Genomic DNA, 11,323 nt, shown 5'->3' on the forward strand with positions numbered 1-11,323 from the left:
CCGGAGGTCCTCCGCGGGCCGGACCGCGCCGCCGTCACACGGGATCCCCGCCGGGCAGGGCGATCTCCGCCCAGATGGTCTTGCCGGACGGGGTGTGCCGGGTGCCCCAGCGTGCGGAGAGCTGGGCGACCAGCAGCAGGCCGCGGCCGCCCTCGTCGTGGGTGCGGGCGCGCCGCAGGTGCGGGGAGGTGCTGCTGCTGTCGGAGACCTCGCAGATGAGCGTCGCGTCGCGGATCAGGCGCAGCCGGACGGGCGGGCCCCCGTACCGGACCGCGTTGGTGACCAGTTCGCTCACCACCAGCTCGGCCGTGAAGACGAGCTCCTCCAGCCCCCAGGCGGCCAGCCGGTCCGCCACCCGGGCGCGGGCCGGGGCGACGGCCGCCGGGTCCGAGGGCAGGTCCCAGGTGGCGACCTGGTCGGCGGCCAGGGCGCGGGTGCGGGCGACGAGCAGGGCCACGTCGTCGGTGGGCTGCTCGGCGAGCAGGTCGGCGAGGATCGCGTCGCAGCCCTCCTCCGGGGTGGCGGCGGGGCGGTCCAGGACCGCGCGGAGCCGGTCGAGCCCGGTGTCGACCTGGCGCCCGCCGGCGGTGATCAGCCCGTCGGTGTAGAGGACCACCAGACTGCCCGGGTCGAGCTCCCGCTCCGTGGTCTCGAACGGCAGGCCGCCCACGCCGAGCGGCGGTCCGGGCGTCAGGTCGAGCAGTTCGGCGGCCGCGCCGGGTCCGACCACGACGGGGGGCGGATGCCCGGCGCTGGCGGCGGTGCAGCGGCAGGAGACGGGGTCGTAGACCACGTACAGGCAGGTGGCGACGATGCCGGGTTCGGGACCGGTGTCGGCCTCGGCGTCCTCCTCGGCCAGGTGGGTGACCAGGTCGTCGAGGTGGACCAGCAGCTCGTCGGGCGGCAGGTCGACGTCGGCGAGGGCGCGCACGGCGCTGCGCAGCCGGCCCATGGTCGCCGACGCGCCCAGCCCGTGGCCCACGACGTCCCCGACGACCAGGGCGACCCGGGCCCCGGAGAGCGGGATGACGTCGAACCAGTCGCCGCCGACGCCGGCCCTGCTCCGCGCCGGCAGGTAGTGGGAGGCCGCCTGCACCGCCTGGTTGGCGGGGAGGCGGTGCGGCAGCAGGCTGCGCTGCAGGGCGAAGGCGGTGGCGTGCTCGCGGGCGTAGCGACGGGCGTTGTCCACGGCCACGGCGGCGCGTGCCCCGACCTCCTCGGCGAGCAGCAGGTCGTCCTCGTCGAAGGGCTCCGCGCGCCGGTGGCGGGCCAGGACGGCGACGCCGAGCGCCGTGCCGCGGGCGGCCAGCGGGACGACCATGACCGAGTGGACCCCGTGGGTGCGCATCAGCTTGCCCCGGGCCGGATCGCCCGCGGCCCAGTCCCGGATCTCCCGGTCGAGGACGGGGTGCAGCGACGCCTTGCCGGTGGCCAGGCAGCGGGCGGGCGGCGAGCACTCCGGGTAGTGGTCGACCTCGCCCACCCGGGTCACCGTCTCGGGCACGCCGGGCAGGACGGACTGGTGGGCGGCCCGGCGCAGCACCAGGCCGGTACCGGGGGACCGGGTGTCCGGCTCCCCGCCGTGGAAGAGCGGTTCCAGCAGGTCGACGGTGACGAAGTCCGCGAGGCCGCCCGTGACGACGTCGGCCATCTCCTGGGCGGTCCGCACGACGTCCAGCGTGGTGCCCACGCGGGCGCTGACCTCGTTCAGCAGGGCGAGGCGCTCCCGGGCCCAGTACTGGTCGGTGGTGTCCAGCGCGGTCAGCTGCACCCAGCACGTGCGCCCGCTCCCGTCGCGCAGCGGCGACAGGGTCACCGACCAGACCCGGGGCCGGCCGCCGGAGCGGGCGGCCCCCAGCACCCGCAGCGTCGTCGGCGCCCCCGAGGCGAGGACCCCGGTCATGGCCTGCTCCGCGCCCTCGCACAGCGGGCCGGGCATGATCTCGCTGAGCCGCCTGCCGAGCATCCCGTCCTCGCGGACGCCCAGCACCCGGGCCATGCCGAGGCTGGCCCGCAGGGTGCGCAGGTCCCGGTCGTAGATCGCCACCGGGAGGTGGCACTGGGAGAACGCCTCCTCCACCAGCGCGCCGTACGACCCCGGCCCAGGCACGATGAGACCTCCACAGTCCCGCGGCTGCGGCGGCCGGCGCCTCCGCCGGTCCGCTCCTCATTCTCACCCGCTTCCGGGCCGACCGCGCGGCCTCGGGTGCGTGCGCGGCGGGCGGGCCCGCCGACGGCGGCGGGCCGGGCCCCGGTTCCGCCGCCTCCCCCGCCGACGGCCCGGCTCCCGCGACGCCGGGGGGACGCGCGGCGCCGGGGGGACGCGCGGCGCCTGTCCGGGGAGCACGGGAGCCGCCGGACCGGGAGACGCCGGACCGGGAGACGCCGGGGTCCCCGCCGGTACGGCTCCGTCGCCGTCGGCGTCCTCGCCGCCGTGCCCCCGTCGTACGGTTTCCGGGGCCGGATGTCGGTGGCCGGGTCTACGGTGGCACGCATGACCGACAGCGACCGCCCGTGGGAACCGCCCCTGGCCGGCAGCGAGGTCGAGCACCTCACCGGTGCGCTCGACCGGCTGCGCACGACCTTCCGCTGGAAGGCCGACGACCTCGACGCGGCCGGGCTGCGGGCCCGTGTCGGGTCCTCCTCGCTGACCCTCGGCGGCCTGCTCAAGCACCTCGCCGCCGCGGAGGACCACCTCTTCACCATCCGGCTGAGCGGGGAGCCGATCGGGGCGCCGTGGGACGCCATGGGCTGGGACGGCAGCGGCGACTGGGAGTTCACGTTCGCCTCCGCCGCCGACGACACCCCCGAGCAGCTCTACGCGCTGTGGGACGGCGCCGTCGAGCGGTCCCGCGCGCGGCTCGACGCGGCCCTGGCCGACGGCGGGCTCGACCAGCTCGTCCACCTGACCTGGCCCGACGGCCGCCGTGCCGGCCTGCGCCGGCTCGTCTGCGACCTGATCGAGGAGTACGGCCGGCACACCGGGCACGCCGATCTGCTCCGCGAGGCCGTGGACGGACGGGTCGGCGAGGACCCGCCGCCCGGATGGCGCCCCAGGAGCGGGCCGGCCGGCCGGGGCGCCCGGCCGTAGGACCGCCGGCGCACGGCCCCGGCGGTCGGCGCCCGCCCCGATCCGTACGAGCGCGTCGGAGCGGGACGCCCGGGCCCTTCGTGCAGGACGGGCAGCCGGCCGGACGGCACGGTGCGGTCCTGCGGCTCCCCGCCCGGCGGACGCGGGACCCTCCGGCCGGGCAGCCGGGAAGACCCGTCGCGGACCGACGGCGTGCACTGCCGCGGTCCCGCGACGGGTCTCCCCGGTCCTCCGTCCCCGTGACGTGCCCGGCGGGGGCCGGGAGACCCGCGGGAACGGGCGGGAGGCGCGGACCGGGGCCCCGGCGGTGCCGTGATCACCTCCGGGCCCGTCCGGCCGCACCGCCCCCTTTGGCCGTCAGCCGGCGGTCGACGCCCGGATCTCGCTGTACGGCGAGTAGTTGCCGGCCGCGTCATAGGTACGGGCCCGGTACTCGTAGGTGCGCCCGTCGGCGGGCAGCGGGTCGCAGACGGTGACGGTGGCGGGGTCGAGGCGCGGGTCGTACGCCTTGTGCAGGACCACCGACCGGGTGTCCGTCCCGGCCTCGCGGCGTTCGATCTCGAATCCGGCGAAGTCGCGGATCGGGGACGGCGTGTCGTCGGTCGCGGTCGCCCGGATGCCGCCCGTGCAGGAGCCCAGGGACAGCTCGGGGGCCCGGGCCGGGGCGATGCCGTCGGGGATGCCGAGCCAGAGCTCGTTGGCGGCGGTGGCGTCGAGCCAGTCGGGGTTGTAGGTGGTGGTGCCGCCGTCGTTGGTGACGAGGACGCGGTAGTGGCGGGTCTCGCCGTCGGCGGCGACGGGGCCGGCGGTCCAGGTGCTGCCCCGGGTGGTGCCGAGCGGGACCCACCTGTAGGAGCCGTCCACCTTGTCGTTGCTGAGGACCGTGTAGTGGTCGAAGTGCGGCTCCGTGTTGAGCGGCCACGTCAGGGCGACCTTGCCGGTCGCCCTGTCGTACGTGCCGGTCAGGGAGGTCACCACGGGCAGGGGGCGGACGATGGTGTCCACGCTGCCCGACGAGGTGTTGCCCGCCTTGTCCCTGGCGCGCACCTCGTAGGAGTAGGGCGTGCGGTCGTCCGGGTTGACCAGGGGGTCGGTGTAGCTGCGGGCGGCGGTCGTGGCGACCGTCGTCCAGGTGCCGGAGCCGACGGGCCGCCGGTGGAGCGAGTAGCCCGCCAGGTCCATCTCCTTGTTGGCGGACCAGGAGACGGTCGTCCTGCGGGTCCTGGTGTCGTAGGCGGTCCTCACACCGGTGGGGGCGAGCGGCTTCGTGCTGTCGTACGCGGCCGACGTCCGGGGCGTGTACGTGAACGCGACCTTGGCGGCGCCGCTCCAGTTCACGTAGTCGACGCGCAGGGTGTGCCTGCCGGAGGGGACGGTGAGGTTGACGCCCTTGGAGCGGGCGGTGTCGCCGGTGCCCGTCCACAGGTCGATCCTGCGGACGCCGTCCAGGTAGACGCGGACGCCGTCGGTGGCGGAGGCGGTGAACGTGAAGGGGCCGCCGGAGCCGAAGTCGCGCGTCACCGACCAGCGGACACCGAAGTTGTCCGACGGCACACCGGTGGCCGGGCTGCCGGACCAGCTCTGGCTGATGACGTCGTCGCAGTCGGTGCGCACCGCGGAGCCGGAGAACGCGGTGTTCTTGTAGAACGTCCGCTGGTAGACGTTGGCCGAGCAGGCGGCGGCGGCCGCCGCCTGCGGGGCGGCGGCGGCCAGCAGACCGCCGAGGGCGACGGCGGACAGAGCGCCGCCGGTCAGGACGGCGACGGATCTCTTCTGGTGCACGGGGGCCTTTCGCGCTTGTGCGGGCAGGGACGTACAGCGCGAAGACCCGTGGGACGGCGGGAAGGTTGCACGGCCGCGGCGGGCTGCCGCCCCGGGCCGACGACGTGGAGGGAGCCGGCGGTGGTCACGGCGTCCGGCGTCCCCCGCCGCGTACGTTCGATCCGGGCCCCGGGGCACGTGCGGGAACCACGTGGTCGCTGCTGGACCCGGGTGTCCTGGCAGCCGTCCCGATCCGGGGTCGTCCGCCGTCGTCGACGGCAGCGTCGGAAGTCGGCGCACCAGCTTCGTCCGCGGGCAGACCACCCCTGGTTCCTCTGATCACACCCCGGGCGCCGGCAGAGTGACGTGAGGGCCTGCTGCTCCGGGGTCGCCTGGACGATCAACGCTGTGACCTGCGACCGAGTGGTCAACGGTCGTCAGCGTTGGTCGTCGCCGGGTGCCCGCGGGGCCTGGACCGCCTTCGAGGACGAGGCCGGGCAGACGGGGGCGAAGGAGCCGCCCGGGACAGCGCACGCCTGCAGGCACGGCCTCCGCCGGCAGCCGGACGTGCCCGGTGCCGGACCACCGCGGCGCACCGCTGGGCGTCCCGCCCGGCCCCGGCGCCCCGGCCGGCGACGCCGCGCCTTTCATGTGGGCGTGGAGGTCCTGCCCGTCTTCTCCGCCCGCGTCCTCGTGCACCCGACGCCCCAGAGGACAAAGGGCACTCCCACGGCCAAGGCCGCCTCGACCGCAGCCAGGATCAAGAATCCGCGGGTGACACCCGCGGACAGGGTGATCCCCAGGGCAACGGCGGCACCGACGGAGAAACCCAACGACGGACGCCAGTCGTCGGTACGGATCACCGTCCAGCCCAGCGGCGGGAGCGAAAGGACCGCGACGACGGCGACGACGGTGTACCAGCCGTAGCCGTCCGGCGCCTCGCACGCCGCACCCCGGCTGTCGTAAACCCAGTCGCACCCCCCCTCGACGACCCCGGTCACACCCCAGCCGAACGCCACAGCGAAGCACAGCCCGTAGAGGGCTCCCCACCCCTTGCTGTTCATGCCCGGATGCTACTGGGGCGCCTCGGCCGGCCGGTCTTCCGATGGTCCCGGCCCTCTCTGCAGGGACCGCCGGACCAGCCGGGCGCGCCTCGCACACCTCACATGCGCTCCCTGTGGCGCGGTGCCGGTGCACGGCAGGGGTCCGTGCGGCCTGTTGGACCCTTCGAGTTCGGCCTCCGCATGCCCACCGATCCAGAGCACCCGCACTCCACCGCCGACATCCCCGCCGCCCACCGGTTCAGCGGTTCCGGGTCCCTGCGCCGGGCCGGAGCCGGCACCGCCGGAGCCCGGAGCGCACGCCACCCGGGTCGGGTGCACCGGTCGCATGAGGTCGGACCCCGCGTGGCCGTCGCCACCCAAGGATCCGGCCATCACTCGCACGGCGTCGCGGAACGACCACCCGGGGGGCGCTGCCGCCAAAACGCCCCGGGCCTTCTCGGCTCCGGGGCGTTCGTGCTGGTCGTGCTGTGTGCCACAGGCAGGATTCGAACCTGCGACACCCGCTTTAGGAGTTCGAGCCGGGCTTCGCGCGGCTTGCCGGAATCCGTGCTCGGGCCCATTGCCTGGTCCCTGCCCGGATGGACAGATCCGCCGGCCTCCGGCGACGTTGATGTCACCTGGTGATGTCACTTCGCAGAGCGCTTACGCGCCGCCAGTCGCCTTGGCCTGCGATGGCGTTGCCCTGCTGCACGCTGTTGGGCTTCCACGATGGCGACTGCCTGCGGATCGCTGATCAGGTCGTAGTCGCAAACCAAAAGCGGGTCGTCGTCCTCGGTGAGGAGGTGGCGCAACGTATCGATGTGGCGCTCGGGGCTCACGAGCAGCCTCTTTGACTCCAGCCAGGCGGCCAGGCCGCCATCATCGCCCCGCACCGGTACACCGTAGCCAGTCAGGCCGGCGTAGTCATGGCTGATCTCCGGGTGCAGGCGTGGTTGTTCCAGTGCCGCGGATACCGGTACCCGCCCCAGGCCGCACAAGGGGTCGAGGGGGCGTCCTCGGTCGGCATCCGTCATCGTCGGCCGCCCGGGGACGGCCCCCGGACAGGCCGAGGCAGCAGCTTCGGCGGGGAAGGACGGAGGCCGTCTCGGTTGTCCGTGGCACCGCCTATGCTCTCGCCGAGTCGAATGAGGGAGGACGGCATCATGGGTGGCAATGGCTGGTTCCAGACCGGTCCGTACCACGAGGATCTGTCGGCTGCGTTTCGCCGGGCGCAGGAGGAATCTCTGGTGAATCAGGGAGACGGATTCGAGGGCCGGAGCATCGATGATCTCTGGATGGATCCGGAGTGGTGGGAATACATCGGCACCGGCGGCACCGGCTCGGTCGTGGACCAGTACGCACTGATTGCTCCGGATGCGGAGGAGGAGTTCGGCACCATGCGGCCGCTGACCGAGCAAGAGGTACGGGAGTGGGCGCCAGGCGGCAGACCGACGTACGCCGAGTGGTCCAAGGCACTGGACGAGCTGGAGTTCTACCCGGGGCGCGGGTCTGGAAGGTGCACCGTCCTTTACGACGATGGCAAACCAGTGGAAATGGTGTATTGGGGAGTCACCGCAGACTGAGCCAGGTGTCCGACGTCCTCAGGATCCTCGTCGGTCATGGATGGGCTTGGTAGCCCGACGGCCCTGTTGCCCGCTTGGTGGATCTCCCGACCTCGGTGAGCCGTCGCGGGCGTTGACGCGATCTTCGGCAGGTGTCCTGCCGGCGCCGGGCCGTGGCCGGCTCGGACGCCCAGCAGACAGCGGATCAACCCGGTGGGCCCAACCCGGCTTCAGCGTTCGACAACCGGCACGCCTTCACACCGTACGGAACGCAACCGACACCGCCCCCCGCGCGTCACACGAGCACAGCCTCCGACATCCGACAGGACGACCCCGCATGCGCAAACCTATGTCCTCCCTGCTTGCCGTCGTCGCCACCGGCGCGCTGGCGATCGGTGCTCTGAGTCTGCTCCCCGAATCGGCGTCGGCTACGGGCTCCGGCCTCCAGGGCGACTTCAACGGGGACGGCTACCGCGACCTCGCCATGGGATCCGGCGGCGGCGCCGGACGGGTCACCGTGATCTACGGCTCCGCCAAGGGGCTGCCCGACGGCAGGCGCGTCACCATCCACCAGAACTCACCGGGTGTGCCGGGCAGCAACGAGACCGGCGACGAGTTCGGCGCCGCGCTGGCGGTCGGGGACATGGACCACGACGGATACAGCGACCTCGTCGTGGGCGTACCGGGCGAGAGGATCGGGAACGGCGAGTTCCCGCAGGGGGACCTCGTCGTGCTGTGGGGTGGGAGCGGGGGCCTCACCGGCGGCACCTCCCTGCCGGGCGGCCTCCAGTCCGGCACACCGGAAGGGTCCGCCGCCAGGCAGGTCGGCACCGGCGACTTCAACCACGACGGCCGCACCGACCTGGCCTTCACCGTCAACGGGGCGCTGCGGGTGGTACTCGGCCCGATCACCCGGGCCGGGGGCACCGGGGCCGTCTCGATGGTCTCGCCGGTCGCGGAGGGCACCTGGATCGGCGAATTCACCGTTGGTGACTTCGACGGCGACGGCCGCAGCGACGTGGTCTACAACGAGGATGCTGTGCCGGAGATGGAAACCGACCACGGCGCCTACGGACTCCAGTACCTGCACAGCACGTCCAGCGGGCTGGTGGCCGACGGCGCCCTGCCGCTCCCGAACCCGCTGTACAGCAGAATGTCCCTCGCCGCCGGGGACATCGACCACGACGGCCGCGCCGATCTGGCCTTCACCACGAGCGGCGGTGTCAGCGTCTACTACGGCGAAGCAGGCTCCCTGGGCGCCACCCGCAAGCCCGTCACCATCTCCGAGGCGACCCCGGGTGTCGCCGGCGACAACGACGCGTGGGACAGCTTCGGCGCAGCCCTCGCCTTCGGCGACGTCGACGGCGACACCTACGCCGACCTGCTGGTCGGCAACCCGACCGAGCGCCTTGGCGCCGACGCCTCCATCCAGAACGCAGGCACCATCACCCTGCTGCACGGCTCAGCCCAAGGCATCAACACCGCCCGCACCCAGACCTTCAACCAGGACAGCACCGGCGTCCCCGGGCACGCCGAACCCGGCGACCGCTTCGGATCCCGACTCCAGCTCGGCGACTTCAACCACGACGGCCGGGCGGACCTGGCAGCCACCGCCTCCGGCGAGAACGGGACCGGAACGGTCTGGGCCTTCCCCGGCACCGCCAACAACCTCACCAGCACCGGCTCCGCCTACTTCGGCCCCCCGGCCGGCGCCACCGGCTTCGGCGCGCCACTCGCCGACTGACACTCCATCCCTGCACGTCGGCCTGCACACCATCCGCACCACAGACGGCCCCGGCCACCCGGCCGGGGCCCACCCGCACCGGACGGCCGGTCGAGCCGCGCAACCTGTACCGGTCGTTCACGCGGGTCGCTCAAAGGGCCGGCCTGCGAGTGATCCGGCTGCACGACGCCCGGCACGGCTGCGCGACGCTGCTGACCGCGGCCGGGGTGGCGCCGCGCGTGGTGATGGAGATCCTCGGGCACAGTCAGATCAGCATCACCATGGATGTCTACACGCACGTGGTGCAGGACACCCAGCGGGAGGCGATCAGCCATATGGGCCGGCTGCTCCAGCGGCGCCGCCCGGCTGGTGGGCCGCCCTCGTCTCCCGAAAATCTCCCATGTTGATGTCATCCGGTGATGTCATCCGGCACGACAACGCCCCGGGCCTTCTGGCTCCGGGGCGTTCGCGCTGGTCGTGCTGTGTGCCCCAGGCAGGATTCGAACCTGCGACACCCGCTTTAGGAGAGCGGTGCTCTATCCCCTGAGCTACTGAGGCGCGGACGTGTCGAGATCTCCGGAGAGGACCCCGCGGGGGAGCCTCGGCCGTGAACGCAAACCGTCCGGAGCCCTTCCCCTGCCTCGGGCGAGGGCACATGCGCTGCGGGCAGGCAGGCAGATGCCGACGTCGGACGGCCGAGGGTTCGGACCTGGGGACAGCGTAGCGGACCCGCACCGGGTGGGGTGCAGGCCCGCGATCGGAACGTGTCCGGCGCGGCCCGGTCGCCGGGAGCCGCCGTGCACCCCTCGCCGCCTGCCGCGGCCCGGCCGCCCGGCGTCGGCCGCGGAGGCATGGCCGCGGAGGCATGGCCGCCCTGCGTAGCATGCCCCCGAAATCCCGTCGTCCGACCGGCCGTCGGCACACCGGCGGAACCCGTCGGCAGACCGGCAGAACAGGGAGGCAGGAGGAGTGGACGCGTCGGAGGCCGCCCCGGGGACACCGGCCGCGACGGGGCCGGGCTCCTCCCTCACGGGCCTCGGCCTGGGTCCGGAGGAGGACAGGGTCTACCGGCTGCTGGTGGACCGGCCCGGCAGCACACCGGAGGAGCTCGCCGCCGGGCCGGACGGGGTCGCGGCCGTGACCCGCGCCCTGGAGTCCCTGGTCGCCGCCGGCCTGGCCGGCGCGGACGTGGGCGACGGCACCGCACGCTACCGGGCCGCGCCCCCGCTGCTGGCCCTGGCGTCGCGGGTGGAGGCCCGGCGTGCCGAGCTGCACCGGACGGAGTCCCTGGTCAGCGACCTCGCCGAGCGGCACCGGCTCGCCCAGTCGAGGGTCTCGGGCGCCCCCGTCGAGGTGCTGACCGGGGCCGCCGCCATCCGTGGCCGCCTGCTGTCGATGCAGCAGGACGCGGTCGACGAGGTGTGCTCGATGGTCCCGGCGATCCGGACCCAGGTGATCACCTTCGCGGACAACGCGGAGGCGGCCGAGCACGACCTCCGGCAGCGGGGCGTGGCCATCCGGAGCGTCGTGGCGCGCGGCTGGCTGGAGCGGCCCGGGACGGCGGAGGCCCTTACCGGCATGGTCGCCCAGGGCCAGCAGATCTCGGTGGTCGACGATCTGCCGATCAAGCTCGTGGTCGTGGACCGGAGGGTCGCCCTGCTGCCGCTGGACCCGGACCGCGAGGACGCGGAGCCGGCCGCCCTCGTCGTCCACCGCACCGGCCTGGTCGTCGCCATGGCCTCGCTCTTCGAGCAGTACTTCGCACGGGGGCGGCGGCTGCGGTCGCACGCCTCCGGGGGCGTCGCGCCCGGGGACGGCCGGGAGCCGCGGATCGACGCGGTGGACCGGCGGATCCTCGCCCTGCTGCACATCGGGCTGAACGACTCGGCGATCGCCCGCCACCTGGGCATGGGCTACCGCACGGTGCAGCGGCGGCTGCAGGCGCTGATGGGCCTCGCCGGTGCCGCGACCCGCTTCCAGCTCGGCTGGTACGCGGCCGAGAGCGGCTGGATCGAGGAGACGGCCTCCGGCGGGGGCGGCCGGCCCCCGGCCGCCGGCGAGGCGTGCGAGGCGTGCGAGGCGCATTCACGCCGGGGCGCGTTCACGCCCCCGGCGGTCCCTTGATCGCAGGGATCCGGCTCGG

Annotated in this window: 8 protein-coding genes, 1 tRNA gene and 1 pseudogene; 5 read left to right on the forward strand and 5 right to left on the reverse strand. The window is 74.1% G+C overall.

Annotation, left to right across the window (positions count from 1 at the left end):
* Positions 1-34: 34 nt before the first annotated feature.
* The gene (locus tag LO771_RS16800) at positions 35-2,110 is read right to left on the reverse strand and encodes a SpoIIE family protein phosphatase (RefSeq protein ID WP_230653174.1); all 2,076 of its coding nucleotides are present in this window, start codon (positions 2,108-2,110) and stop codon (positions 35-37) included.
* Positions 2,111-2,494: 384 nt separating this feature from the next.
* On the opposite strand from LO771_RS16800, the gene LO771_RS16805 reads away from it, so the two are divergent.
* On the forward strand, positions 2,495-3,091 hold the full coding sequence (locus LO771_RS16805) for a DUF664 domain-containing protein (protein ID WP_230653176.1): 597 nt from the start codon (positions 2,495-2,497) through the stop codon (positions 3,089-3,091).
* 357 nt (positions 3,092-3,448) lie between these two features.
* Here LO771_RS16805 and LO771_RS16810 read toward each other — a convergent pair whose 3' ends face one another.
* The 3 genes from LO771_RS16810 to LO771_RS16820 all read right to left on the reverse strand — a co-directional run bounded on the left by LO771_RS16810 (position 3,449) and on the right by LO771_RS16820 (position 6,929).
* Positions 3,449-4,873 carry a PA14 domain-containing protein gene (locus tag LO771_RS16810; RefSeq protein ID WP_230653178.1) on the reverse strand — a complete coding sequence of 475 codons (1,425 nt, stop codon included), beginning with the start codon at positions 4,871-4,873 and terminating at the stop codon, positions 3,449-3,451.
* A gap of 626 nt (positions 4,874-5,499) precedes the next feature.
* Entirely contained in the window at positions 5,500-5,916 is a 417-nt protein-coding gene (locus LO771_RS16815; protein WP_230653180.1) for a hypothetical protein, read from the reverse strand.
* 626 nt (positions 5,917-6,542) lie between these two features.
* Positions 6,543-6,929, reverse strand: a complete 387-nt coding sequence (locus tag LO771_RS16820; protein ID WP_230653182.1) for a hypothetical protein — start codon at positions 6,927-6,929, stop codon at positions 6,543-6,545.
* Positions 6,930-7,040: 111 nt separating this feature from the next.
* Between LO771_RS16820 and LO771_RS16825 the strand changes: the two genes are divergently transcribed.
* From LO771_RS16825 to LO771_RS16835, 3 genes and pseudogenes are all read left to right on the forward strand, one after another.
* Positions 7,041-7,478 carry a hypothetical protein gene (locus LO771_RS16825; protein WP_230653184.1) on the forward strand — a complete coding sequence of 146 codons (438 nt, stop codon included), beginning with the start codon at positions 7,041-7,043 and terminating at the stop codon, positions 7,476-7,478.
* 316 nt (positions 7,479-7,794) lie between these two features.
* Positions 7,795-9,201: an FG-GAP-like repeat-containing protein gene (locus LO771_RS16830; protein WP_230653186.1), complete on the forward strand. Its 1,407-nt coding sequence runs from the start codon at positions 7,795-7,797 to the stop codon at positions 9,199-9,201.
* Positions 9,202-9,272: 71 nt separating this feature from the next.
* Positions 9,273-9,587: pseudogene (locus LO771_RS16835) on the forward strand (tyrosine-type recombinase/integrase); the annotation flags it as partial.
* A gap of 78 nt (positions 9,588-9,665) precedes the next feature.
* Here the strand turns inward: LO771_RS16835 and LO771_RS16840 are convergent.
* Positions 9,666-9,738: transfer RNA gene (locus LO771_RS16840), tRNA-Arg, on the reverse strand.
* 411 nt (positions 9,739-10,149) lie between these two features.
* Here LO771_RS16840 and LO771_RS16845 point away from each other — a divergent pair.
* Positions 10,150-11,304 (forward strand): helix-turn-helix domain-containing protein, encoded by a 1,155-nt coding sequence (locus LO771_RS16845; RefSeq protein ID WP_230653188.1) that lies wholly within the window; start codon positions 10,150-10,152, stop codon positions 11,302-11,304.
* Positions 11,305-11,323: the final 19 nt, after the last annotated feature.

The sequence above is a fragment of the Streptacidiphilus sp. ASG 303 genome, assembly GCF_020991365.1.
GTDB lineage: Bacteria > Actinomycetota > Actinomycetes > Streptomycetales > Streptomycetaceae > Peterkaempfera.

Bases quoted from the DNA above. Each gene is read 5' to 3' on its own strand.
- LO771_RS16805 (WP_230653176.1), top strand. From the start codon at position 2,495: ATGACCGACAGCGACCGCCCGTGGGAACCGCCCCTGGCCGGCAGCGAG.
- LO771_RS16815 (WP_230653180.1), bottom strand. From the start codon at position 5,916: ATGAACAGCAAGGGGTGGGGAGCCCTCTACGGGCTGTGCTTCGCTGTG.
- LO771_RS16820 (WP_230653182.1), bottom strand. From the start codon at position 6,929: ATGACGGATGCCGACCGAGGACGCCCCCTCGACCCCTTGTGCGGCCTG.
- LO771_RS16825 (WP_230653184.1), top strand. From the start codon at position 7,041: ATGAGGGAGGACGGCATCATGGGTGGCAATGGCTGGTTCCAGACCGGT.
- LO771_RS16830 (WP_230653186.1), top strand. From the start codon at position 7,795: ATGCGCAAACCTATGTCCTCCCTGCTTGCCGTCGTCGCCACCGGCGCG.